At 66.3% G+C, this 24,393-nt stretch carries 26 protein-coding genes; 21 read left to right on the top strand and 5 right to left on the bottom strand.

Features of this window, described 5'->3' with window-relative positions:
* Window positions 1-44: 44 nt before the first annotated feature.
* From glmS to JOF57_RS18760, 11 genes are all read left to right on the top strand, one after another.
* Window positions 45-1,922: a glutamine--fructose-6-phosphate transaminase (isomerizing) gene (glmS, locus tag JOF57_RS18810; RefSeq protein ID WP_209918928.1), complete on the top strand. Its 1,878-nt coding sequence runs from the start codon at window positions 45-47 to the stop codon at window positions 1,920-1,922.
* Window positions 1,923-1,946: 24 nt separating this feature from the next.
* Window positions 1,947-2,873 carry an alpha/beta fold hydrolase gene (locus JOF57_RS18805; RefSeq protein ID WP_209918927.1) on the top strand — a complete coding sequence of 309 codons (927 nt, stop codon included), beginning with the start codon at window positions 1,947-1,949 and terminating at the stop codon, window positions 2,871-2,873.
* A gap of 118 nt (window positions 2,874-2,991) precedes the next feature.
* Complete coding sequence (locus JOF57_RS18800; protein WP_209918926.1) at window positions 2,992-4,404, top strand: NAD(P)H-hydrate dehydratase; 1,413 nt, start codon at window positions 2,992-2,994, stop codon at window positions 4,402-4,404.
* Window positions 4,405-4,419: 15 nt separating this feature from the next.
* Window positions 4,420-5,802 (top strand): glutamate decarboxylase, encoded by a 1,383-nt coding sequence (locus JOF57_RS18795; protein ID WP_209918924.1) that lies wholly within the window; start codon window positions 4,420-4,422, stop codon window positions 5,800-5,802.
* Between the two features lie 71 nt (window positions 5,803-5,873).
* Window positions 5,874-7,043, top strand: a complete 1,170-nt coding sequence (gene alr / locus JOF57_RS18790; RefSeq protein WP_209918923.1) for an alanine racemase — start codon at window positions 5,874-5,876, stop codon at window positions 7,041-7,043.
* Entirely contained in the window at window positions 7,040-8,128 is a 1,089-nt protein-coding gene (locus tag JOF57_RS18785; RefSeq protein WP_209918922.1) for an alpha/beta fold hydrolase, read from the top strand. Before alr ends, JOF57_RS18785 begins: the two co-directional genes overlap by 4 nt.
* Entirely contained in the window at window positions 8,121-8,588 is a 468-nt protein-coding gene (tsaE, locus tag JOF57_RS18780) for a tRNA (adenosine(37)-N6)-threonylcarbamoyltransferase complex ATPase subunit type 1 TsaE (RefSeq protein ID WP_209918921.1), read from the top strand. The genes JOF57_RS18785 and tsaE overlap by 8 nt, the downstream gene beginning before the upstream one ends.
* Window positions 8,585-9,223 carry a tRNA (adenosine(37)-N6)-threonylcarbamoyltransferase complex dimerization subunit type 1 TsaB gene (gene tsaB, locus JOF57_RS18775; RefSeq protein ID WP_209918920.1) on the top strand — a complete coding sequence of 213 codons (639 nt, stop codon included), beginning with the start codon at window positions 8,585-8,587 and terminating at the stop codon, window positions 9,221-9,223. Before tsaE ends, tsaB begins: the two co-directional genes overlap by 4 nt.
* Window positions 9,220-9,681, top strand: coding sequence for a ribosomal protein S18-alanine N-acetyltransferase (gene rimI / locus JOF57_RS18770; protein ID WP_209918919.1), 462 nt, complete (start codon window positions 9,220-9,222; stop codon window positions 9,679-9,681). The genes tsaB and rimI overlap by 4 nt, the downstream gene beginning before the upstream one ends.
* Window positions 9,678-10,700 (top strand): tRNA (adenosine(37)-N6)-threonylcarbamoyltransferase complex transferase subunit TsaD, encoded by a 1,023-nt coding sequence (tsaD, locus tag JOF57_RS18765; protein WP_209918918.1) that lies wholly within the window; start codon window positions 9,678-9,680, stop codon window positions 10,698-10,700. The genes rimI and tsaD overlap by 4 nt, the downstream gene beginning before the upstream one ends.
* Complete coding sequence (locus tag JOF57_RS18760; RefSeq protein WP_209918917.1) at window positions 10,697-11,137, top strand: nuclear transport factor 2 family protein; 441 nt, start codon at window positions 10,697-10,699, stop codon at window positions 11,135-11,137. The genes tsaD and JOF57_RS18760 overlap by 4 nt, the downstream gene beginning before the upstream one ends.
* Window positions 11,138-11,161: 24 nt before the next feature.
* On the opposite strand, the gene JOF57_RS18755 is transcribed toward JOF57_RS18760, so the two are convergent.
* Complete coding sequence (locus tag JOF57_RS18755) at window positions 11,162-12,454, bottom strand: HNH endonuclease signature motif containing protein (protein ID WP_209918916.1); 1,293 nt, start codon at window positions 12,452-12,454, stop codon at window positions 11,162-11,164.
* A gap of 252 nt (window positions 12,455-12,706) precedes the next feature.
* Here JOF57_RS18755 and groES point away from each other — a divergent pair, with 252 nt between their 5' ends.
* Complete coding sequence (gene groES, locus JOF57_RS18750; protein ID WP_163669842.1) at window positions 12,707-13,009, top strand: co-chaperone GroES; 303 nt, start codon at window positions 12,707-12,709, stop codon at window positions 13,007-13,009.
* Between the two features lie 84 nt (window positions 13,010-13,093).
* The gene (gene groL, locus JOF57_RS18745; protein ID WP_209918915.1) at window positions 13,094-14,713 is read left to right on the top strand and encodes a chaperonin GroEL; all 1,620 of its coding nucleotides are present in this window, start codon (window positions 13,094-13,096) and stop codon (window positions 14,711-14,713) included.
* A gap of 68 nt (window positions 14,714-14,781) precedes the next feature.
* Here the strand turns inward: groL and JOF57_RS18740 are convergent, their stop codons facing one another.
* Window positions 14,782-15,099, bottom strand: a complete 318-nt coding sequence (locus JOF57_RS18740) for a DUF1508 domain-containing protein (RefSeq protein WP_209918913.1) — start codon at window positions 15,097-15,099, stop codon at window positions 14,782-14,784.
* A 482-nt stretch (window positions 15,100-15,581) separates the two neighbouring features.
* On the opposite strand from JOF57_RS18740, the gene JOF57_RS18735 reads away from it, so the two are divergent.
* From JOF57_RS18735 to rplW, 3 genes are all read left to right on the top strand, one after another.
* Complete coding sequence (locus tag JOF57_RS18735) at window positions 15,582-15,989, top strand: DUF2510 domain-containing protein (RefSeq protein ID WP_209918911.1); 408 nt, start codon at window positions 15,582-15,584, stop codon at window positions 15,987-15,989.
* Between the two features lie 518 nt (window positions 15,990-16,507).
* On the top strand, window positions 16,508-17,068 hold the full coding sequence (locus JOF57_RS18730) for a hypothetical protein (protein WP_209918908.1): 561 nt from the start codon (window positions 16,508-16,510) through the stop codon (window positions 17,066-17,068).
* Window positions 17,069-17,238: 170 nt separating this feature from the next.
* Window positions 17,239-17,541 carry a 50S ribosomal protein L23 gene (gene rplW / locus JOF57_RS18725; protein ID WP_209923492.1) on the top strand — a complete coding sequence of 101 codons (303 nt, stop codon included), beginning with the start codon at window positions 17,239-17,241 and terminating at the stop codon, window positions 17,539-17,541.
* 337 nt (window positions 17,542-17,878) lie between these two features.
* Here the strand turns inward: rplW and JOF57_RS18720 are convergent, their stop codons facing one another.
* Window positions 17,879-18,280 carry a styrene oxide isomerase gene (locus tag JOF57_RS18720; RefSeq protein WP_209918906.1) on the bottom strand — a complete coding sequence of 134 codons (402 nt, stop codon included), beginning with the start codon at window positions 18,278-18,280 and terminating at the stop codon, window positions 17,879-17,881.
* 104 nt (window positions 18,281-18,384) lie between these two features.
* Between JOF57_RS18720 and JOF57_RS18715 the strand changes: the two genes are divergently transcribed.
* Together JOF57_RS18715 and JOF57_RS18710 are read left to right on the top strand one after the other, a co-directional pair.
* Window positions 18,385-18,759: a hypothetical protein gene (locus JOF57_RS18715; protein WP_234938172.1), complete on the top strand. Its 375-nt coding sequence runs from the start codon at window positions 18,385-18,387 to the stop codon at window positions 18,757-18,759.
* Between the two features lie 55 nt (window positions 18,760-18,814).
* Window positions 18,815-19,294, top strand: a complete 480-nt coding sequence (locus JOF57_RS18710; protein ID WP_209918902.1) for an SRPBCC family protein — start codon at window positions 18,815-18,817, stop codon at window positions 19,292-19,294.
* Here the strand turns inward: JOF57_RS18710 and JOF57_RS18705 are convergent.
* Window positions 19,257-19,793 carry a hypothetical protein gene (locus JOF57_RS18705; protein ID WP_209918900.1) on the bottom strand — a complete coding sequence of 179 codons (537 nt, stop codon included), beginning with the start codon at window positions 19,791-19,793 and terminating at the stop codon, window positions 19,257-19,259. The two genes, JOF57_RS18710 and JOF57_RS18705, sit on opposite strands and share 38 nt — an antisense overlap.
* A gap of 133 nt (window positions 19,794-19,926) precedes the next feature.
* Between JOF57_RS18705 and JOF57_RS18700 the strand changes: the two genes are divergently transcribed.
* The 3 genes from JOF57_RS18700 (at window position 19,927) to JOF57_RS18690 (ending at window position 23,443) form a co-directional block, all read left to right on the top strand.
* A complete protein-coding gene (locus JOF57_RS18700; protein WP_209918898.1) occupies window positions 19,927-21,444 on the top strand; it encodes an adenylate/guanylate cyclase domain-containing protein in 1,518 nt (505 codons plus the stop codon).
* Between the two features lie 78 nt (window positions 21,445-21,522).
* Window positions 21,523-22,962, top strand: a complete 1,440-nt coding sequence (locus tag JOF57_RS18695) for an FAD-dependent oxidoreductase (protein ID WP_209918889.1) — start codon at window positions 21,523-21,525, stop codon at window positions 22,960-22,962.
* Between the two features lie 205 nt (window positions 22,963-23,167).
* Window positions 23,168-23,443, top strand: coding sequence for a hypothetical protein (locus JOF57_RS18690; RefSeq protein ID WP_209918887.1), 276 nt, complete (start codon window positions 23,168-23,170; stop codon window positions 23,441-23,443).
* A 140-nt stretch (window positions 23,444-23,583) separates the two neighbouring features.
* Here the strand turns inward: JOF57_RS18690 and istB are convergent, their stop codons facing one another.
* Window positions 23,584-24,366 (bottom strand): IS21-like element helper ATPase IstB, encoded by a 783-nt coding sequence (istB, locus tag JOF57_RS18685; protein WP_209912624.1) that lies wholly within the window; start codon window positions 24,364-24,366, stop codon window positions 23,584-23,586.
* Between the last annotated feature and the right edge of the window lie 27 nt (window positions 24,367-24,393).

Here is a 24,393-nt window from a genome sequence, read left to right as displayed (position 1 = left end):
CGCAGAATCGGACCAGCGCTCCGGCTGCACTACCCTGGGATCCTATGTGTGGAATCGTCGGCTACGTCGGGGCTCGCCCGGCCCTGGGCATCGTGGTCGACGCGCTGCGCCGGATGGAATACCGGGGCTACGACTCCGCAGGAATCGCGTTGATCGACGGCAACGGCGGGTTGACGATGCGGCGCCGGGCCGGGCGGCTGGCCAACCTGGAAACCGCCCTCGCCGAGACCGACGAGGGCGTCCTGACCGGTAATACCGGGCTCGGCCACACCCGCTGGGCCACCCACGGCCGCCCCACCGACCGCAACGCCCACCCGCACCGCGATGCGGCAGGCAAGATCGCCGTCGTCCACAACGGCATCATCGAGAACTTCGCCGTCCTGCGCGCCGAGCTGGAAGCCGACGGTGTGGAGTTCGCCAGCGACACCGACTCCGAGGTCGCCGTGCACCTGGTGGCGCGGGAGTACGCCAAGGGCGACACTGCCGGAGACTTCGTGGGCTCGGTGCTCGCCGTGCTGCAGCGCCTGGAAGGCCACTTCACGCTGGTGTTCGCCAATGCCGACGAGCCGGGCACGATCGTCGCCGCGCGCCGGTCCACCCCGCTGGTGGTCGGTATCGGCGAGGGCGAGATGTTCCTCGGCTCCGATGTGGCGGCATTCATCGAGCACACCCGCAACGCCGTCGAGCTGGGGCAGGACCAGGCGGTGGTGCTGACCGCCGATGGCTACCGGATCACCGACTTCTTCGGCCGGGACGATCTGCAGGCCGGCCAGGACTACCGGGAGTTCCACATCGACTGGGACCTCGACGCCGCCGAAAAGGGTGGTTACGACTACTTTATGCTCAAGGAGATCGCCGAGCAGCCCGCCGCGGTCGCCGACACCCTGCTGGGGCATTTCGTCGACGGCCGCATCGTGCTCGACGAGCAGCGCCTGAGCGATCAGGAACTGCGCGAGATCGACAAGGTCTTCATCGTCGCGTGCGGCACCGCCTACCACTCGGGTCTGCTGGCCAAGTACGCCATCGAGCACTGGACCCGGCTGCCCGTCGAGGTCGAGCTCGCCAGCGAGTTCCGGTACCGCGACCCCGTGCTGGACCGCAGCACCCTGGTGATCGCCATCTCGCAGTCCGGCGAGACCGCCGACACGCTGGAAGCGGTGCGGCACGCCAAGACGCAGAAGGCCAAGGTGCTGGCGATCTGCAACACCAACGGCAGCCAGATCCCGCGCGAGGCCGACGCGGTGCTCTACACCCGGGCCGGGCCGGAGATCGGTGTGGCCGCCACCAAGACGTTCCTGGCCCAGATCGCCGCGAACTACCTGGTGGGGCTGGCCCTGGCGCAGGCCCGCGGGACCAAGTACCCCGACGAGGTGGAGCGCGAGTACAACGATCTCGAGGCCATGCCGGACATGATCAGTCGCGTGCTGGCCGGCATCGAGCCGGTCGGACAGTTGGCGCAACGGTTCGCGAAGTCGCCCACGGTGCTGTTCCTGGGCCGGCACGTCGGCTACCCGGTGGCCCTGGAGGGTGCGCTCAAGCTCAAGGAGCTGGCCTACATGCACGCCGAGGGCTTCGCCGCCGGTGAGCTCAAGCACGGCCCGATCGCGCTGATCGACGACGACCTTCCGGTGATCGTGGTGATGCCGTCACCCAAGAACGCGCAGATGCTGCACGCCAAGCTGCTCTCGAACATCCGGGAGATCCAGGCTCGCGGTGCGGTCACCATCGTCATCGCCGAAGAAGGCGACGACACGGTGCGGCCGTACGCCGATCACCTGATCGAGATTCCGGCGGTGTCAACGCTTTTCCAGCCGTTGCTCTCGACCATCCCGCTGCAGGTGTTCGCGGCCGGGGTGGCCCGGGCCCGCGGGTACGACGTGGACAAGCCGCGCAATCTGGCCAAGTCCGTCACCGTCGAATAGGGCCGAAGCTCGGTATCGAGGTCTATGGATCTGCGTGTTCCCACGGTCAACATCGCCCGGCGGTGGGCGCGCGGCCGGCTTGGGGCGTACGTCTCCGACGCCGCGTTCGAGCATTTCCTGACCACCTACCGAGACGGTATGGCGGCCCTGCCGACCTTCGAACTGTTCGACGTGCCAACCTCATTCGGTATCGTGCGGGCCTACCGCTTCCCCGGCCCGGGCAACGGTGCCCCGGCGGTTCTGCTGCCCGGGCGCAATGCGTCGACGCCGATGTACCGAACCAACCTCGGCCCGCTGCTGGAGCGCCGCACCGTGTACGGCATCGACCTGCTCGGCGAGGCAGGTCTGTCGGTGCAGCGCAACGTGATTCGTGGTGCACCGGATCAGGCCCAGTGGCTTGACGAGGCTCTGGCCGGCCTCGGTCTGAAACAAGCGCACCTGCTCGGGGTATCGATGGGCGGCTGGACGGCCGCGAACTGTGCGGTGCACCGGCCCGGGCGGATCGCGTCGCTGACCCTGCTCGATCCGGTGTTCACCTTCACCGGTGTCCCGGCCAAGGCGATACTGGCCTCGGCAGCGATGATTGCGCCGGGAGCGCCGGAGGCCTGGCGGCGCCGGGTGCTGAGCTGGATATCCGGCGGCGCCAATATGGAGGCCGCCGCGATCGAGGCTGCGCTGATCGATGCCGGGTCAAAGGATTTCACGCTGCGCACACCGGTGCCGAAGCTGTTGAGCGATGCGCAGTTGGGTGGGCTCGATGTGCCGGTGCTGGCGTTGATCGCCGGGCGTAGCGTCATGCTCGACCCGGTACGCGCCGAGGCCCGGGCCCGCACGTTGTTGCCGCGCGGGCAGGTCGAACTGTGGCCGGACGCCTCCCATGCCATCAACGGCGAATACCCGGACGAGATCGCACTACGGGCCGGTCAGCTCTGGGATGGAGTGGACTCCTGATGTCGGGCACTTGATCGCGCGGCCTCGTCGGCGCGAATCGGTGACTGTTTCCAGCAAACACACGTAACCTGTTGGCGCGCGGCAAAGTCGAACACACATCGAGCGGGGCGGGAGGCTGATGCAGTACTACTACTCTGCCGATGCGATCCGTGAAGCGGAGGCGCCGCTGCTGGCATCGCTGCCCGACGGTGTGCTGATGGGCCGAGCCGCATACGGACTGGCGACGGCAATCGGAGCTGAGCTGAAGCTGCGGACCGGCGGCATCGCGGGCCGGCGGGTCTGCGCGGTGGTGGGTTCCGGCGACAACGGCGGCGACGCGTTATGGGCGGCCACCTTCCTGCGTCGTCGCGGGGCTGCCGCTGACGCCGTACTGCTCAACCCGGAGAAAACACACGCCAAGGGCCTGGCCGCGTTCCGGCGGGCCGGTGGTCGCGTGGTGTCCGCCATCGCCGCGGGAACCGATCTGGTGATCGATGGCGTCGTCGGGATCTCCGGACACGGTCCGTTGCGTCCCGACGCCGCGGCCGTATTCGCGGCCAACGCGGCGCCGGTAGTCGCTGTCGACATTCCCAGCGGGATCGATGTACAGACCGGCGCGACCGACGGCCCGCACGTTCGCGCTGCGCTGACCGTCACGTTCGGCGGGCTCAAACCGGTGCATGCACTGGGCGAATGCGGTCGCGCCGAACTCGTCGACATCGGGCTGGACCTGGCGCCCACCGGCCTGGCCGGCCTCGAGGCGGCCGACGTCCGCGCATGCTGGCCCGTCCCCGGTCCGCACGACGACAAATACACCCAAGGGGTGACCGGCGTGCTGTCGGGTTCGGCCACCTATCCCGGCGCGGCGGTGCTGAGCACCGGGGCCGCGGTGGCCGCCACCTCCGGCATGGTCCGCTATGCGGGAAGCGCTGGACCGCAAGTGCTTTCGAGCTGGCCCGAGGTGATCGCCGCACCCACTCCGCAGGAGGCGGGCCGGGTGCAGGCCTGGGTGGTCGGGCCCGGACTGGGTACCGACGACACCGCGAAGGCCGCATTGCGGTTCGCGCTCGAATCCGAGCTGCCGGTGATCGTCGACGCCGACGCTCTGACGCTGCTGGCCGCCGATCCGGGCCCGCTCAGCGGGCGCAGCGCTCCGACCGTGCTGACCCCGCATGCCGGGGAGTACGAACGGCTGGCGGGAGATCCACCAGGCCCCGACCGGGTGGCCGCAGCCCGCGGCCTGGCCGAACGACTCGGCGTCACAGTGCTGCTCAAGGGCAACGTCACCATCATCGCGTCACCTGGTGAAACCACGTACCTCAACCCGGCCGGGCAGTCCTGGGCTGCCACCGCCGGTTCCGGCGACGTGCTGTCCGGCATCATCGGCGCCCTGCTGGCCGCCGGCCTGCCCGCCGGCGAAGCCGCCGCCGCGGCAGCGTTCGTCCATGCCCGCGCCGCCAATCTGTCGGCGGCCGATCCCGGTCCCAATCCGGCGCCGACCTCGGCGTCGCGCATCCTCGCCCATGTCCGTGCTGCGATCGCCGCGCTGTAGAAGAAAAGGATCTCCATGCCGCACAAGCACCCCCGCACCCCGCATATCTCGCCGGCCTACACCGGCAGGTTGGCGATGGCCCCGGTTCCGTCGCTGCGCCTGCCCGATGACGCGATGGAACCCGGTGCGGCGTACCGCTTCATCCACGACGAGCTGATGCTCGACGGCAGCTCCCGGCTGAACCTGGCGACGTTCGTCACCACCTGGATGGACCCCGAGGCCGAGAAGCTGATGGCCGAGACATTCGACAAGAACATGATCGACAAGGACGAGTACCCGGCCACCGCCGCGATCGAAGCGCGCTGCGTGAGCATGGTCGCGGACCTGTTCCACGCCGAAGACCTGAGCGACGAGGATTCGTCGGCCGCATGCGGAGTGTCCACGATCGGCTCGAGTGAGGCCGTCATGCTGGGCGGTCTGGCCATGAAATGGCGGTGGCGCGAGAAGGTCGGTAAAGACTGGAAGGGGCGGACCCCCAACCTGGTGATGGGCTCCAACGTCCAGGTGGTGTGGGAGAAGTTCTGCCGATATTTCGACGTCGAGCCGCGGTACCTCCCGATGGAGAAGGGCCGCTACGTGATCACCCCCGAGCAGGTGCTCGGCGCGGTCGACGAGGACACCATCGGCGTCGTCGGGATCCTGGGCACCACCTACACCGGGGAGCTGGAGCCGATCGCGGAGATCTGCGCGGCGCTGGATCAGCTCGCGCAAGACAAGGGCCTGGACATTCCCGTGCACGTCGACGCCGCCAGCGGCGGATTCGTCGTCCCGTTCCTGCACCCCGACCTGGAGTGGGACTTCCGGTTGCCGCGCGTGGTGTCGATCAACGTCAGCGGCCACAAGTACGGCCTGACCTACCCGGGCATCGGCTTCGTGGTGTGGCGCAACAAGGAGTACCTGCCCGAGGACCTGGTGTTCCGGGTCAACTACCTGGGCGGCGACATGCCGACCTTCACCCTGAACTTCTCGCGGCCCGGCAACCAGGTGGTCGGCCAGTACTACAACTTCCTCCGGCTGGGCCGGGCCGGATACACCCAGGTGATGCAGTGCCTGTCGCAGACGGCGCGCTGGTTGGGTGACGAGCTGCGCGACAGCGAGCACTTCGAGCTGATCACCGACGGGTCGGCGATCCCCGTGGTCAGCTTCCGGCTCAAGGGCAATCCGGGGTACACCGAATTCGACGTGTCCGAGGGGTTGCGCTCCTTTGGTTGGCAGGTGCCGGCCTACACGATGCCCGACGACGCCACCGACGTCGTAGTGCTGCGAGTCGTGGTGCGTGAGGGGTTCTCGGCCGATTTGGCCCGGGCACTCAAGGAAGACACGATCACGGTGCTCCAGCGGCTCGACAAGCTCAAGCCACGCGGAGCGTTCGACGACCTGCAGCCGTTTGCGCATTAGATGGGCCCGCAGTAGGTCCGCTGATCTGCCCCGATACCTGCTTCTGGGACAATGGTCGGCGGTGACATGACATGCAGACGACCGAACGCGCAACATCGCTGACCCCACACACATCGCCGCGGGCGATGGTGGACCTCGGCGCGATCGACCACAACATCCGCCTGCTCCGTGAACATGCCGGCCACGCCCAGGTGATGGCGGTGGTCAAGGCCGACGGGTACGGGCACGGTGCGGTCGAGGTGGGCCGGGCCGCGTTGGCCGCCGGAGCGGCCGAGCTCGGGGTGGTGACGATCGCCGAGGCAGTCGCGCTGCGGGCCGGCGGGATCACCGCTCCCGTGCTGTGCTGGCTGCACCCGCCGGGCACCGACTTCACGCCGGCGCTGGAAAACGATGTGCAGATCGCGGTGTCCTCGGTACGTCAACTCGACAATGTGCTGACGGCGGTACGCCAGACCGGGCACGCCGCGACGGTCACGGTGAAGGTGGACACCGGCCTGAGCCGCAACGGCGTCAGCCCGGCAGATTTCCCCGCGATGGTCGCCGCGCTGGGCCGGGCCCAGGCCGATGGTGCGATCCGGGTGCGCGGCATCATGAGTCACCTGGTGCACGGCGACGACCCCGACAATCCGTTCAACGAACTGCAGGGCAAGCGCCTGACCGCGATGCGTGAGCAGGCCGCCGAGCAGGGCGTGGTGTTCGAGGTGGCCCACATCGCGAACTCGCCGGCGGCGATGACCCGGCCGGATCTGGCGTTCGACATGGTGCGACCCGGGATCGCGGTCTACGGGCTGAGTCCCATCCCGGAGCGCGGCGACATGGGTCTGCGCCCTGCAATGACATTGAAATGCCCTGTTGCGCTAGTCCGTTCGGTGCGCGCAGGCGACGGAGTGTCCTACGGTCACCGGTGGATCGCCGACCGGGACACCAGGCTGGCGCTGCTGCCGGTGGGCTACGCCGACGGCATCTTCCGCTCATTGAGCGGGAAGATCGAGGTGCTGATCAACGGCAGGCGCTGCCCGGCCGTCGGGCGGATCTGCATGGACCAGTTCGTCGTCGACCTCGGCCCGGACGCCACCGATGTCGTCGAAGGTGACGACGCGATCCTGTTCGGCCCCGGCACCCAGGGTGAACAGACCGCCCAGGATTGGGCCGAACTGCTCGGCACCATCAACTACGAGGTGGTCACCAGCCCACGCGGCCGGATCACCCGCACCTACCTGCAGGCAGGTCACGAGCGTTGAGTCGCAATGCTCAGTGGCTGGCCGGTGCCGCCGGGCTCACCGCCGTGAGTTCGGTGGCGGGCAGGTCGGTGGCGCGGTCGCTGACCCGACGCAGCACCGGTGAGGATCCTTACTTGGGTGAGGATTTCGAACGCCTGGACGCCGACCGTAGTTCGGTGGTGACAACCGACGACGGGGTACCGCTGGCGGTACGTGAAGTCGGCCCCAACGACGCACCGCTGACCGTGGTTTTCGCCCACGGATTCTGTTTGCGTATGGGCGCCTTCCACTTCCAGCGCATCCGGCTGGCCGAACAGTGGGGCCCGCAGGTGCGCATGGTGTTCTACGACCAGCGCGGCCACGGCCAGTCGGGAACTGCATCGCCGGACACCTACACCGTCGAACAACTCGGTCGTGATCTGGAAGCGGTTCTGGCCGTGACAGTTCCACGCGGACCCGCGGTGCTGGTCGGCCATTCGATGGGCGGCATGACCGTCCTGTCTCACGCCCGGCAGTTCCCGCATCGCTACCCGAAACAGATCGTCGGTGCCGCGGTCATCTCCTCTGCGGTCGAAGGCGTGGCGCGCTCACCGCTGGGGGAGATTCTGCGCAACCCGGCGCTGGAGGCGGTGCGGTTTCTGGCCCGCTATGCGCCCGGCACGGTGCACCGCGGCCGCGGCGCGGCCAAGTCGGTGATCGGGCCGATCCTGCGCGCGGCGTCCTACGGCGACGAGTCGGTCAGCCCCAGCGTGGTCGAGTTCTCCCAACGGATGATGCACGGCACGTCGATCACCACCCTGGTCGAATTCCTGCACGCCCTCGAGGTCCACGACGAGGCCGGCGCCCTGCGGGTGCTGGCCAAGGTGCCGACGCTGATCGCCTGCGGTGATCGGGACCTGCTCACCCCAATGGAATACTCAAAGGCCATGGCCGCACAGCTACCCCGCTCCGAACTGGTGATCGTCGGGGGAGCCGGTCATCTGGTCCAGCTTGAGGAGCCCGTGGTGATCGACGACGCACTGGTCCGTCTGGTGGAGCGGGCCACGCCCTCCAAACTGGTGACGCTGTCCCGCCGGGTCCGCGATCGGGTCCGGTTCCGTGGCTGAGCGCAGTGCCGGTACGGCCGAGCTCGCCACCACCGAGGACACCCTCGCCCTGGGCGCGACGCTGGGTGCCGGGCTGAAAGCCGGTGACGTGGTGGTGTTGTCGGGTCCGCTGGGGGCCGGCAAGACGGTGATGGCCAAGGGGATCGCGGCGGCCATGGATGTGGACGGGCCGGTGGTCTCACCGACGTACGTGCTGGCCCGGGTGCATCGCGCCCGGCAGGCCGGCCGGCCGGCGATGGTGCACGTGGATATGTACCGGCTGCTCGATCATCCCGGCGTCGACCTGCTGGGAGAACTCGATGCGCTCGACCTCGACACCGATCTCGACGACGCCGTCGTGGTGGTCGAGTGGGGTGAGGGCCTGGCCGAACGGCTCTCCGATCATCACCTGGACATCCGTATCGAGCGGGACACCGACACCGAGACGCGCACGGTGATCTGGCAGTGGAGCGCCCCATGAACATCTTGACCATCGACACCGCGACCCCGGCGGTCAGTGCCGGCGTGGTCCGTCGCGCCGAGGACGGGACGGTGCAGACCCTCGCCGAACGGGTGACCGTCGACGCCCGCGCCCACGCCGAACAGCTCACGCCTAACGTGCTCGGTGCCGTGGCCGATGCCGGACTCACCGTCGCCGATCTCGACGCGGTCGTCATCGGGTGCGGGCCCGGCCCGTTCACCGGGCTGCGGGTGGGGATGGCCAGTGCCGCGGCGTTCGGCCATGCGTTGGGCGTTCCGGTGCACGGGGTGTGCAGCCTGGACGGCATCGGAATCCACACCGACGGTGATGTATTGGTGGTCACCGATGCGCGGCGGCGCGAGGTGTACTGGGCGCACTACCGCGACGGAGTCCGGGTCGACGGCCCGTCGGTCAACGCACCGGCCGATGTGGCGGCGGTATTGGCGAGCTCGGTCGCCGCGGTCGCCGGTTCACCCGAGCACGCCGCGTTGTTCGCGCTGCCCCGTCTCGACGTCGTGTACCCGACGCCCGCGGGCCTGGTCCGCGCCGTGACCGATTGGGCTGATCCGAAGCCGCTGGTGCCGCTGTATCTGCGCCGGCCCGACGCCAAACCTTCTGTGGCGGTGCGGAAATGACCGTGTTCGACGCACTTGGCCGTGCTGATGTCACGCGGTGCGCCGAGCTGGAGGCCAAGCTGTTCGTCGGTGACGATCCCTGGCCGGCCACGGCATTCCTGGCCGAACTCGACGCCAAACACAATCGCTACATCGCGGCCCGCAGCGACGGGGAACTGGTCGGGTACGCCGGTATCTCCCGGCTGGGCCGAATGCGTCCGTATGAGTACGAGATCCACACCATCGGTGTCGACCCCGACTTCCAGGGGCAGGGGATCGGGCGCCGGCTGCTCGACGACCTGCTCGACTTCGCTTCGGGTGGAACGGTTTTCCTGGAAGTCCGCACCGACAACGAACCGGCCATCGGGCTGTACGAGAGCGTCGGATTCGTCAACATCGGCCTGCGTAAGCGGTACTACCGCGCCAGCGGTGCCGACGCCTACACCATGCAACGCCTTCCCCAAGGGGGCCCGACGTGATCATTTTGGCCATCGAAAGCTCGTGTGACGAAACGGGAGTCGGCATCGCCGAGCTCGGCGAAGATGGAACCGTCAAGCTTCTCGCCGACGAAGTCGCCTCCAGCGTCGACGAGCACGCCCGCTACGGCGGTGTCGTACCCGAGATCGCCTCGCGTGCCCACCTTGAGGCCCTGGGCCCGACGATGCGTCGCGCCCTGGATGCCGCCGGCATCGACCGGCCCGACGTCGTCGCGGCGACCATCGGACCCGGACTGGCCGGGGCGCTGTTGGTCGGGGTGGCCGCCGCCAAGGCGTACGCGGCCGGCTGGAACGTCCCCTTCTACGGCGTCAACCATCTGGGCGGGCACCTGGCCGCCGACGTCTACGACCACGGACCGCTGCCCGAGAGCGTCGGCCTGCTCGTCTCGGGTGGGCACACCCACCTGCTGCATGTGCGGTCGTTGGGGGAGCCGATGGTCGAGTTGGGCAGCACCGTCGACGACGCGGCCGGGGAGGCCTACGACAAGGTGGCCCGCCTGCTCGGGCTGGGTTATCCGGGCGGACGGGTGCTCGACGAGCTGGCCCGCACCGGTGACCGCGACGCCATCGTTTTTCCGCGGGGCATGACCGGGCCGCGTGACGATCCGTATGTGTTCAGCTTCTCGGGGCTCAAGACCGCGGTGGCCCGGTATGTGGAAGGCCACCCGGAGGCTTCGCAGGCGGATGTGGCGGCCGGTTTCCAGGAGGCCGTCGCCGATGTGCTGACCGCCAAGGCTGTCCGCGCGGCCACCGATCTCGGGGTGTCCACGTTGCTGATTGCCGGCGGGGTGGCGGCCAACTCACGCCTTCGTGAACTTGCCGAGGAACGCTGCGCGGCGGCGGGCCTGACGCTGCGGGTGCCGCGGCCGCGGTTGTGTACCGACAACGGCGCGATGATCGCCTCGTTCGCCGCACACCTGATCGCCGCCGGCGCGGCGCCGTCGCCGCTGGACGCGGCCAGCGATCCGGGGCTGCCGGTGGTTCAGGGGCAGGTGGCATGAGCGCTTCTCCCGACAAGCTGGCCGACAAGCTGGCAGTCACCGAGCTGCTGTATCGGTATGCCGAGCTGATCGACGCCGGTGACTTCGACGGGGTCGGGGAGCTGCTCGGTCGCGGCTCGTTCATGGGTGTGGCGGGTGCGCCGGCCATCGCCCAGTTGTTCGCGTCGACGACGCGTCGGTTCCCCGAGCACGGCAATACCCCGCGGACCCGGCATCTGGTGCTCAACGCGATCGTCGACGTCGATGGTGAGCGGGCAACCGCCCGCTCGACGTTCTGTGTGGTGCAGAAGACCGACACCGTGGCGCTGCAGCCCATCGTGGTCGGGCGCTACGCCGACGTATTTGCCCGTGACGAGCACGGCTGGTTCTTCACCGAGCGCCGAGTCGATGTGGAAATGGTCGGCGACGTGTCCGAGCATCTGAACATCGCGATTTAGGGCAGGCGCGTCGGCTCGACCGGGTTACGCGGCCGCGTGGATGTTCACGACATGGATGTCGCTGGTGAATACTCGCGCGCCGAGGGGTAGCGGCGGTGCGGTACTTCGATAGGTGCGCCCGGTCGGTGTCGTGAGCTCTGTGGTGTGGCGGCCATACCGGTCGTAGGTGGTCGCGGTCAGCCACCCTGGGCTTTCCTTTGTGTAATTGCAGCGTTCGCAAAGCCCTTGGCCGTTGCCGGCGCTGGTCGGACCGCCGTCGGCGTGGCGGGTGATGTGATCGACGTGGCGAACCGGTGCGTCGCAGTAAGGGGTGCGGCAGCGCTGGTCACGCAAGGCGATCAGCCAGCGCAGCCCCTTGGGGAACGCCCGGGCGGTGGACTCCAGGGCGACCAGGTTGCCGGTGTCCGGATCGGCGTAGAGCTTGCGCACCGCGGCCTCGACCTGGGGGTCCAGCAGCGCCGCCAAGGCCATCTGCCGGGCCACCGGCGCCGGAATGGGGCCGTATCCCTGCAGCACCGCCGGATCGGGACCGTGCGCCAACAAGCTCTCGTCGGAGACCACCAGATTGAGCGCGACGGGGACCGCGGCTCCGACCTCACGCCCGGTGACCCGTCGATAGAAGGCATCGGCCATCAACGGGCCCCGCCCCTCGCATCCACCTCCGGCGGCGATCGAGGCCGCCGCGGCCGCAGCAGCTTCCGCCTGCAACGCCTGATAGGCCGTGACACCTTCTGCCGCGGCCAGCAGCGCCGTCACGTACGCCATGCCGTGCGGAGCGGGACGCAGCGTGACAGTGCGATCGCACTGATGGCGGCTGATGCGCTCCATCACGGCGTCGTGGTCGAGCCGAATCGCCACCCGCCCGGCCTCGGCCTCAACCTTCCTGTCCCCGAGTCCGTCCAACACGTCAGGATCGGCGCACAGTTCGGCGTCCATCGCGTGTCGATCTGCTGGTGACAGGCAGGTGGCTTGGTCCGCGATGATCATCGCCCGGTCTTCGGTGAGCGCTCCGGACTGCAGCGCTGCCAGCGTGCAGGGCATGTCGTCGACCAGGATCCGGGACATCTTCAGATACTTGGCCCCGTGCCAAGGGGAAGCCTTGCGGGCCAGCCCGACCTCGGAAGCCAGGCCTTTCCCGCGCTTGGCGGCAGGCACGCCCCGGGTGGCCGTGCGCTCGTGACGTTTGGCTTCCAGCATCGCCGTCACGCGTACTTGCCCCGCCGCGATGCTGGCGGTGGCACGGGCCATCGCGGCAAGCTGATCGGCCAACGCGGCTTCCGTGGCGTCGGGGTCAATTGTGAAACACTGACCGAACATATGTTCGAATATACACGATCTCGCCGACGGTGGCGGACGACGGGTCATTCAGCCCTGAGCGAGTTCGCGTGGCCCGCACAGGCCCACCCTTGAGTGCTAGCACTCGCATGTATAGAGTGCTAGGTGGCATGCGGCCAGCCCCAGCGCCGGCACCCGCGACGACGGAGCGAGGGCACGGGCGCTTGCCGAACACCTGGTAACCGGCATCTGGGGATCCCCCCGGATCCACACCCCGACAAGTGGAGGGCTTCCATCGTGGCAGTCAACATCAAGCCACTCGAGGACAAGATCCTCGTTCAGGCCAACGCGGCCGAGACCACGACCGCTTCCGGTCTGGTCATCCCGGACACCGCCAAGGAAAAGCCGCAGGAAGGCACCGTCGTCGCAGTTGGCCCCGGCCGCTGGGATGAGGATGGCGAGAAGCGGATCCCCCTGGACGTTGCCGAGGGCGACACCGTGATCTACAGCAAGTACGGCGGCACCGAGATCAAGTACAACGGCGAGGAGTACCTGATCCTCTCCGCGCGTGACGTGCTGGCTGTCGTCAACAAGTAATCACTCGTGTAACCGCCCCGGAGATCCCCGTATGCGTACGGGCGATATCCGGGGCGGTATGCGTTCTCAAGCAGAAAGACATCTATGAGCAAGCAGATTGAGTTCAACGAGACTGCGCGCCGTGCCATGGAAGCAGGTGTCGACAAGCTGGCCAACGCGGTCAAGGTGACCCTGGGTCCGCGCGGCCGCTACGTGGTGCTGGCCAAGGCCTTCGGCGGACCGCAGGTCACCAATGACGGTGTCACCGTTGCCCGCGAGATCGACCTGGAAGACCCGTTCGAGAACCTGGGCGCCCAGCTGGTGAAGTCGGTGGCCACCAAGACCAACGATGTCGCCGGCGACGGCACCACCACCGCGACGGTGCTGGCGCAGGCCCTGGTCAAGGCCGGGCTCCGCCATGTCGCGGCGGGCGCCAACCCGATCGAACTCGGCCTGGGTATCGGCAAGGCCGCCGACGCGGTGTCCGAGGCCCTGCTGGCCGCGGCCACCCCGGTATCGGACAAGACCTCCATCGCCCAGGTCGCCACGGTCTCCTCGCGCGACGAGCAGATCGGTGAGCTGGTCGGCGAGGCCATGACCAAGGTCGGTCACGACGGTGTGGTCACCATCGAGGAGTCCTCGACGCTGAACACCGAGCTCGAGGTCACCGAGGGTGTCGGTTTCGACAAGGGGTTCATCTCGGCCTACTTCGTCAACGACTTCGACTCGCAGGAAGCGGTTCTCGAGGACGCGGTGGTGCTGCTGCACCGCGACAAGATCAGCTCGCTGCCCGACCTGCTGCCGCTGCTGGAGAAGGTCGCCGAATCCGGTAAGCCCCTGCTGATCATCGCCGAGGACATCGAGGGCGAGGCCCTGTCCACGCTGGTCGTCAACGCCATCCGCAAGACGCTCAAGGCCGTCGCCGTCAAGGCGCCGTTCTTCGGTGATCGTCGCAAGGCGTTCCTGGATGACCTGGCGGTCGTTACCGGTGGTCAGGTCGTCAACCCTGACGTGGGCCTGGTGCTGCGCGACGCCGGTCTGGACGTGCTGGGCTCCGCCCGTCGCGTCGTGGTCACCAAGGACAGCACCGTGATCGTCGACGGTGGCGGCTCCAAGGACGCGGTCGCCGATCGCGTCAAGCAGCTCAAGGCCGAGATCGAGTCCACGGATTCCGACTGGGATCGGGAGAAGCTGCAGGAGCGGCTGGCCAAGCTGTCCGGCGGTGTCGCGGTGATCAAGGTCGGCGCGGCCACCGAGACCGACCTGAAGAAGCGCAAGGAAGCGGTCGAGGACGCCGTCGCGGCGGCCAAGGCTGCCGTCGAGGAGGGCATCGTCACCGGTGGCGGCGCCGCACTCGTGCAGGCCCGTTCCGCACTGGATTCCCTGCGTGGCGAGCTCAACGGCGACGAGGCGCTCGGTGTCGACGTGTTCGCCTCCGCGCTGTCGGCTCCGCTGTACTGGATCGCCACCAATGCCGGCCTGGACGGTGCGGTCGTGGTGAACAAGGTCAGCGAGCAGTCCAATGGGCAGGGCTTCAACGCCGCCACCCTGACCTACGGTGACCTGGCCGCAGAGGGCATCGTCGACCCGGTCAAGGTGACCCGTTCGGCTGTGCTCAACGCCGCATCGGTCGCACGGATGATCCTGACGACCGAGACGGCCGTCGTGGACAAGCCGGCCGAGGAAGAAGATCACGGGCACGGCCATCACGGCCACGCTCACTGAGTTCGTTTCGCGAAACACCCCCGGTCATTTGGCCGGGGGTGCTTTCGTTGATCTGGACAGCTGTGCCGTTACGGGCCGGTCGCGCCGCCCGCGTTGTCGCGGACGTTGTCAGCTGCCCGCTGAGCTTCGAACTGGCTGTAGAACGACTCGCCCGACGCTGCCACCTTGTCGCTCGACCGCCAAGCGCGCCAGCGCCAGTTGCTACCGAAGTCCTGGTAGACGTCGTAGCGAGCAGTCCGAGCGCCCACCCTGAACGAGATGGCGGCAGTCTTTGCCGCTGCGGTTGACGAGAACGTCTCGCCGGCCCACGCCACCATCTTGTGGTTCCCGCTGTACAGCCACCATGTGGGCTTGCCGGCAGTATCGTTTCCAACGACGAAGTACACCGTGGTACCTCTTCCTGTGTTAAAGAATCGCGCCATTGTGACGCGACTCGGTAACGCGGGCAAGGTTAAGTTTCGGTCACGGCGTACCCGCGTAATTACACGGAACGCACGTAATCCTGATAGTTTGGCTACCTACCACCACGTAGAAAAGCACAAGCCTCAGAGCCCGGAACCTCCCCAGGATTCGGACCTGGGGCTTGCTGCGTTAGCCGAGTTTACCCCGGCGTCACGACAACACCCAGGGGTAGGAATCCCATCGATGGAATTCTCAGAGAATCATTAGCTAAGCCATTCATCATGCGCCACATGTAAACACATTCATGCACGACACGCCGCAAATCGGCACGAGCGATGTCGGAGTTCTCTGGTAGCGGGGCTTGGCGGCCTTTGCCTCCTTTCAACATGACGATTCCAGATAATCGGCCTGAGCTTGTCGCCCTGCGGGTCTACGCTCTCGTCAGTCTGAGAGAAGGGGTCCCACGATGAACGCTCCGCAACCCGCGCCGGGTTGGTATCCCGATCCGTCTGACGCCGGAAATCGGATCTACTGGAACGGCTCTGCGTGGATTGGGCCAGCGTCGACACCCACCGCGACGGAAAACGCCAACAAAGGCAAGCGAGCCGCTGTTGCCGCCGGCGTCTGCGTGCTCGTCGTTATCGGGCTTGTGATGTCGATGCAATCGGTGAGCCTCCTGACGGGATCGGGTCCGGTGTGGACCGGGGTCGCCGTCGTGGCTGCCGGTACGGCTGTCGCCTTCTTCCTGGGTGCTGCGAGGTGGGTACGCATCGTCGCGGCTGTGCTGCTGGCGCTCGCTCTGGTGAACGCCATCTACATCGAGAATGAGATGTCGGACAAGCGAAACGAGATCTCGCGCATGTTTGACCAGTAGCACGTCTGCCAGCGTCGAGAGTCGGCCCAACTCGTGCGCTAGGAAACACTTCGTCCAATGCAGCCCACGGGCTGCATCAGCAGCGTCTGCGTCGCCGCCTGTCTGGACTGCTTGCTCGCCAGATGTCGAGCTGTCCGCGCGACTGAACTCGCGGCGCTTGGGGCGGACTCGGAATCCGAGTGCCGTGCACCGGAACTAGTTGAAGAAAGAATGGGTCTGGACCAGCGTGTATCCAGCGGTACGGTCACATTTTGGTTACTGTCACTGTCAACCGGGCAACCAACGGTGGTTGGGAGATGTTTTCTTGAGCTTGGGAGCGGCATAATGCATGATCAAGCCAGGTTTTCAGTTCTCGTTCAAGTTGCGAATCTACAATTTAGGGTGTACGTCCCCCTAGAAGAGGGTCGCAGATGACGCACCAGATAGGTCCCCGCCCAAACCCAAAGCAGAGACGTTCCATCGGTCGAATTCTTGGCCTACGCCAACCTCCTTCAGGGGCAGATAACGCGCAGGCGGCAATGCTTGCCCAACAGAGCAGGGCCGCCCAAAAAGAGACGGACGAATCGGCAAAGCTCTACAAGATCGCGTTCGACGAAGCCGTCCGCACTCTGAAGCAACAGAGCGAAGAACTGTCGGCGATTCGGCAGCGCCTTGTGCAGTTCTTAGCTTTCGCAGGAACTGCTACCGCATTCCTGGTCGGTACCGCCTTGCGTCCTTCGGAGGGGGTGGCAGCGGTCAATAGGGGGCTCGATTTCTACATCCTGTGTGGCGCGGGCACCATAACACTGGGTTTGACGTTGGTACTGACACTAATTCTGTTGTTTCCCAACAAGACTAAGCTCACGGTGGTCTCGCGTTCGCGAGACATTCTGGACGGCATACTGCGCGACGTGTCCCCGACCGATACCGAGGCTCATCTGTACTATGACTTAGCTTGGTACTACGGCGGGTATATCGAAAAGAACATTAAGATCCTCAACGAAGCTCGTTGGATTTATTTTTCGGCGATCGGGACTGGCGCACTCCAGCTGGGTATCTGGATTGCCCTTGTTTGGACACAGGTGAACCCGACTCAATAATGTCTGAATCTGACAAAACAATCAGCGGGGGAACGGTGAGAGGTAAGAGGTTGCCGCCTAGGTCGCCTACGCCGCCGCCCACGACTCCGCCGCCAGGGCCGAATCCTGGGAAGAAACCGCCATGGGGCACCCCGCCAGGCCCAGGCCCAGGCATAGAGGGGCCAACCGGCATAGCAATAGCACCCGACCCCCGCGACATCATTTTGGCTCCAGTGGTTTCAGAGAAGTCGTACTCGCTGATTGAGGACAACGTGTACACGTTCGTCGTGCACCCGAAGTCGAACAAAACGCAGATCAAGATTGCGGTCGAGAAGATCTTCAGTGTCAAGGTCGCTTCGGTGAACACACTTAACCGCAGTGGCAAACGCAAGCGCACCCGTACCGGCTATGGCCAGCGCAAGAGCACTAAGCGAGCGATCGTGACACTAGCCCCCGGGCAGAAGGCGATCGACATTTTCGGAGCCGGCCATTAGCCAAGCTCTCCCGGGAGTCTCCTGCCTCGATACGGCTGAAGACTTGGAAACCCGTACACGATAGGGCGGCCGCATTACCGACCGGTCGGGGAGTGCGGGTAGGTGGATACCCCCTGGGGTACCAGGGCCCGCGACCAGCGGCCGCGCGTTGACCACGAGGCACTGCGACCACGAGGCGGGGCGGGCGACTGGCGCCGCATGAGGCCGGCCGAGGAAGAAGATCACGGGCACGGCCATCACGGCCACGCTCACTGAGTTCGTTTCGCGAAACACCCCCGGTCCGGTTGGGCCGGGGGTGTTTTCGTCTTTTACGCGTCACTGTGTCGACGGAGCGTCGTCAGAGCCCGAAGATGACGATGCCGACGCCCACGACGATCGACACCGAGAGGGATACCAACAGAAAGCTGACGATCTGTTCCTTTGTCGTGGAGGCCTGGTGGTCGGCCGCTGCGATCGGCGCGAGTTTGCGGCCGGCACCCCATGCCGCGGCGAGCAGCGTCGCCAGCCAGTTCGCGTAGGCGGAGTACACGATGAGTACGACTGCCACAACTGCCCAAGCGTGTGGCAAGTGGATGTATGGCCAGAGCAGCCCGAGTAGTACGAGGAACATGCCGTTGAGAATCGCTTCGAGGTGGCTCGACAGCGCCATTCGCGGGTTTTTCAGCGTCGGCACCGCGAACCCGGTGAGCAGGCCGATCAGAAACAGGACCAGGCCAAGGGTGAACAGCAGTGTCTGCATGTCAGAACTGTAGGGACGGGTGACCGCGTGCGCCTCGGATTGATCGTCAACCTGCGGCTGCAGTGCGCGTCCACGTGCTTTAATCGCCCGTTATGGGGGAGCCCTTGGTCGACGCCGATAGTTCTGACGAGTGGTTGACGACGATCGGTGATATTGCTGTTTCGCAGTACTGGATATCGACGCCGATCGGCCAATTTCCGATCCGTGGAACCGAGTGGTCGGTCACGGACCTGTCCACCTCCGAAGAGCACCTCTCGACCAGTAGGGTCATTCTTGCGATCGTGGGTTCCTTGTTCTGCCTGCTGGGGCTCCTTCTCCTGCTGGCGAAGGACGTGCGGCAGGTTGGGTTTATTCAGGTCACGGTCCAGGGCGACGGTTTCTGTCACTCGACGATGATTCCGGCGACGCACGCTGACACAGTTCTAGATGTCAGCGATGAAGTTGACTATGCGCGCGAGTTGGCGGGTCAGCTGCCCTAGTTCACGCGGGTTGCAGGCTCGATGAGTTTCTGAGCCGCCGGCGGTCGGTACGGGTATGTCTGACGAAACCATGACCGCCGCATGCACCATCAACGCGCCGGCCGACACCGTGTTCGCGGTACTCGCCGACCCGACCACCCATCAGGCGATCGACGGCACCGGCTGGGTTCGGGAGTCGCTCGACGGCAAGCCGCTGACCGAGGTCGGCCAGATCTTCCGGATGGCGATGTACCACGACAACTACGGCGGCATGCACTACGAGATGGCCAACCGGGTCGAGGTTTTCGAGCCGCCGCGGGCGATTGCGTGGCTGCCGGGCCAGGGCGCTGACGATGCCAACATCGAGTTCGGCGGCTGGGTCTGGCGCTATGACCTTGAGCCGCGCGGCGACGACCGGACGAACGTCACCCTGACGTACGACTGGTCGGCGGTGCCGCCCGCGCTTCGCGAAGAGATCGAGTTCCCGCCGTTCGACCGGCAACACCTGGACAACTCGCTCAAGCACCTGTCCGGGCTGGCGCAGGATCGGGCGTAGCGGTCGGCTGAATGGACACCAACCGGAGTGCGTCCGGCCGGGTGTCGTCGGCTACGAACTGGACCACAATGCTGTCCGGCGGAAACTTGGTGGCCAGCTCATTGAGGGTCCTGGGCAGGAACACCCGGGCCTTGGCGTTGCCGTACCAATTGGGGTCGGAGGGGGAGGTGTCGAGGTCACCGACCCTGTCGATCGAGGCGTCCCATTCTTGAACCGGATCCGGCGGTGTGTCACCGAATCCGGCCGATTTCAGGTACGCATCCGCTTGTCCCGCAAGGGTGATTGCTGACCCGCCGCCGACCGGCGTCCCGGTGATCGTGCCGTCGATCACGTCGGCCGTCACGGATGTCAGCCGTGTTGTGCAGACGTTGTCGACGGGGTTGGACGGCACACAGAAACTGGGCAGCGGCCCGGCGTGAGCCGGGGCGGCAGTCAGGACGGCCAGTGCTGCCGTGGCTGCACCGGCCGCGGCCACTGCACGAGGCCAATGTTTCGGCATCGGCATCTCCTTTCAGGCGCGGTGAGACGTCGGGACCGCGCTGACCTGTATGTCGTCCCGCCCGCCGAGCGAGTTACAGGCTGTGGAGCGGAAAACACCGCCGGGCACCAGCCCGCGGGTGTTTTGTTTCGACATGGACCGGATCTTTCAATGGGTGTGGGATCGGTACGGACCGGTGTATTCGTGGGCGGTCTGCGCGCTGGTATACGCCGCGGGGCTGTCGGTATACCTCGCCTACCCGTTGCTCATCGTCGCCTTCGAGGGGTCCGACCGCTACGTCGAGGCGGCCGTCATCGGCTGTGTCGCCATGCTGGTGCGCGTTTACCTATTGGTTCTGCCCGGCTCGAAGCCGTTGCGCCTGATTGAAAAGTGGGCAGCAGGGCACGAGGTCGATCCGATGGAGGTGCTCCGCGCCACCTTCAGCTACGGGCGGAGGACGACGGCCCGAGTGCTGGCGACCGATGTGGTGTGGGCCCCGTGCCTGGGCGTCGTTGTCGCCGCGATGGTCGGGGCGACCGGGGGGAGGCTGGTCCAGTACGGGGTTGTCGGTGCCGTGTACGGAGTGGCCGTCGGGGTGTTCGGTGTGCACAGCTTCAGTGAGGGATCGCTGCGGCCGGTGCGGACCGCCATCGCCGGTGACACGGGAATCGGCGACGCGCTACCGCGCTCGCACCCGACTTTTGCCACGTGGTCCAACATCACCATGCTCGCGATGGCGTTGGCATTCGCCACCGGGGCCGCGCTCACAGCGTCCGTGATCGATCGCGCCCGCGAGGATCCCGTCGTGTCCGTGGTCATCGGGTGCGCATTGATGCTGATTGCCGGGCCGGTCGCGGTCATGACGATCTCGCCCTTCTTGCGACCGATCCGCGATCTCGCCGAGGGGACCGATCGGGTTGCCGTCGGTGACTACAGCCAACGTCTGCCGGTGGTTCAGGACGACGATCTGGGAGCCCTGTCGGCTTCGTTCAACCGAATGCAGGCGGGACTGGCCGAGCGGCAACGCCTCCAAGCGGCATTCGGGACGTATGTCGACCCGGCTTTGGCGGCACGGCTGCTTGAGCAGGGTGACGATGTGTTCGCCGGTGAGCGTCGTGAGGTGACGGTCGCGTTCGTCGACGTCCGCGATTTCACACCGTTCGCCGAGGCCAACAGTGCCGAGGACACCGTTGCCCAGCTCAATGCGCTGTTCGAGATCGTGGTGCCTGCGGTCGTCGATGCCGGCGGGCACGTGAACAAGTTCCTCGGCGACGGTGCATTGGCGGTCTTTGGTGCCCCGAATGACCTTGCGCACCATGCCGATGCGGCGGTGAGCGCCGCCGTGACGATTCAGCGGATCGTCGGCGAACGATTCGACGGTGGCCTTCGGATCGGGATCGGCATCAATACCGGTGTGGTGATCGCGGGCACCATCGGCGGCGGAGGCAAGCTTGAATTCACGCTGATCGGTGACACCGTCAATGTGGCCGCCCGTGTCGAACAGCTCACCAAGACCACAGGCGACGCGATCTTGCTCACCCAGCAGACGTTGGACGCCTTGGTGTCTCGTCCGACCGGACTGGCCGACCGGGGAAGACATGCCGTGAAAGGCAAGGCAGCCGAGGTGAAGGTTTTCGGGCTTGATCCCGCAAGCAAGAAGGCGCCCGGGTGACGAATCGGTACCGGACCGAGACCACGACACATCTTTCGGTGGTGCGTCTCTGCGCCACAGGCAGCCCACAATGCGGACATGACGGAACCGCGCGGGGTCTCGCGTCAGACGTTCCTGCGCGGTGCCGTCGGGGCGTTGGCCGCCGGCGCGGTGTTCGGGTCGAGCCGGGCCAGTGCCGCTCCGGCCGGTTGGGGCGACCTCGCGGCTGCAATCCGCGGCCAGGTGATCCTGCCGGACAACGGCGGGCAATTCTCCTCGGCCAAAAGCGTTTTCAACACCAATTTCAACGGCCTGACGCCCGCGGCGGTGGTCACGCCGTCGTCGGCGGTGGATGTCCAGAAGGCGCTGGAATTCGCTGCGGCCCATAACCTCAAGGTCGCCCCACGTGGCGGCGGGCACTCCTATGTGGGCGCATCAACAGCGAACGGCACCATGGTCCTGGACCTGCGCCAGCTGCCCGGCGACATCAACTACAACGCGGCGACCGGGCATGTCACGGTGACACCCGCGACCAGTCTGTACGCGATCCATCAGGCGCTGGCCGGAGCCGGCCGGGGGATCCCGACGGGCACGTGCCCGACGGTCGGCGCGGCCGGTCATGCCCTGGGCGGTGGGCTGGGCGCGCAATCACGGCATGCGGGTCTGATGTCCGATCAGCTGGTGTCGGCGACGGTGGTACTGCCCGGTGGTGCCGGGGTCACGGCGTCGGCCAACGAGCACCCGGACCTGTACTGGGCTTTGCGCGGTGGGGGCGGCGGCAATTTCGGGGTGACGACCGCGCTGACCTTCGCCACCTTCCCGATCAGCGACGTCGATGTCGTCGGCCTGCACTTCCCGCTGGAGTCCTTCCCGCAGGTCCTCCTCGGGTGGCAGGCCTGGCTGCGTACCGCCGACCGCAGCAGTTGGGCACTGGCCGACACCATCACCGATCCGCAGGGCGCGCACTGTCGCATCCTGGCGACCTGCCCGGCCGGGTCAGGCAACAGCGTGGGAGCTGCCGTGATCAAAGCAGTAGGGCTGCAGCCCGCCGGCATCGAGAACCGCACGTTCAACTACCTGGATCTGGTGAAGTTTCTGGCCGCCGACAATCTCAACCCGTCGCCGCTCGGTTATGTCGGCGGATCCGACGTCTTCCCGACGATCACTCCGGCCGCCGCCCAGGCGATCGCTGCGGCGTTCAACGCCTTTCCCGGTGGCGCCGGTCGCCCGATCGTGATCATGCATGCGCTCGACGGTGCGCTGGCCACCGTCGGCCCGGGTGACACGGCCTTTCCGTGGCGGCGGCAGTCCTCATTGGTGCAGTGGTATGTGGAAACCTCCGGTTCGCCTGCGGCAGCAGCCAACTGGTTGGCCACCGCCCATCAGGCGGTGGCACCGTACTCGGCCGGCGGCTACGTCAACTACCTCGAAGCGAACCAACCGGCGTCGCGGTATTTCGGGGCCAACCTGTCCCGGCTGTCCGCCACCCGGCAGAAGTATGACCCAGGCCGGATCATGTTCTCGGGCTTGAATTTCTGATCGCGGAATAGCAGGGTCCCGGCGCGCAGCTTGAGTTTCGTTCCGCGTCAAAGGCCTCTCGTTCGGCAACCTCTGCGGTGTCGAGCAATGGAACTGGAGTAGTGAGCTACGCGTTTCCCGTGGCTGCCGCCTGGATACTTTCGTGCTGGGCGGGTCGTTCAGCCCGCACGAAAAGTGTCAAAGAGATCAAGTTGGGGGTAACGAAATGACTGAAGTGACAGACCCAGCGGCGGCGGCCCCTGGTACGACCGGATGTGCCCAGATGCGGCAGTCTCTGGCACGTTTGACGGCGCAGCTCGCCGAGCTGGAGGGGCTGACCTGTGCGAAGGAAGCCGAGGTCGAAGAACTCAAGTTGCAGCCAGATCCGGACCAGGGCCGGATCGATCAGTTGGAAGCTGAGATCGCGAGCAACTATGTCGAGATCGATGGGTTGACGCTGCAGATCTCAAGCCTCAGTCAGGTTATCGACGAGCACTGCTGACAACGTCCGATCGAGTTCCGCGGTACCAGGTGTACCCGCACGAAGCTCCCCCCGGTCCGATTGGGCCGGTGTCGACCGTCGCGTAATTCCCCCGGGGTGTCCGTCACGTAATTCCGCCACCGGTGGGCCTCGGTGTAGGTCTACCGGGATGGCTTGGTGTTGTCTACCGGCGCGCTAGCGCCGGGTCTTTTTCGGGGTCTGTAGCTAGGGCCGTCCATCAGGATTTGGTGGCTGGTATTGATCAACCGGTCGAGCAGTGACTCGGCGACGACGGGGTTGGGGAACAGGTTGTACCAGTCCTTTGGTGATCGGTTGGAGGTCAGGATGAGCGGTTTGCCGTTGACGGCGCGGTCGGAGATCAACTCGTAGAGGTCGTCGGCGTGCATCGCGGTGTGCTCGCGCATGGCGAAGTCGTCGAGGATGAGCACGAGCGGTTTGGTGTATTCGCGGATGCGTTGACCCCAGGTGCGATCGGCGTGACCGCCGGCGAGGTCGGAGAGCACCCGGGAGGTCTTGGCGAAGCGGACGTCGCCGCCGCGGCGGGCTACGGCGTGGCCAAGTGCTTGTGCCATATGGGTTTTCCCGACGCCGACGGGTCCGTAGAGGATGACTGATTCGGCGGCGTCGAGCCACCGCAGTGCGGCCAGGTCTCGCAGCATCGCGGCGGGCAGTTTGGTGTTGGCGGTGAAGTCGAAGGATTCGAAGGTCGATTGTTCCTCGAAGCGGGCTCGGCGGATGCGCCGGGTGAGGGCGGCGGATTCGCGGCGGGCGATCTCGTCTTCGCAGAGAACTTGGAGGAAGTCGAGGTGTCCGAGGGTGCCGTCGCGGGTTTGGGCCAGCCGGGTGTCGAGGGTGTCGAGCATGCCGGTGAGTTTGAGGGTGCGTAGCGCATTGCGCAGGGCGGGGTCGAGAATGCTGCTCATAGGTTGATGTCCTTGGTTCTGATCGAA

Origin of the sequence: Mycolicibacterium lutetiense, assembly GCF_017876775.1 — a bacterium.
Taxonomy (GTDB): domain Bacteria; phylum Actinomycetota; class Actinomycetes; order Mycobacteriales; family Mycobacteriaceae; genus Mycobacterium; species Mycobacterium lutetiense.
This window is presented reverse-complemented; position numbering and strand designations above follow the sequence as displayed.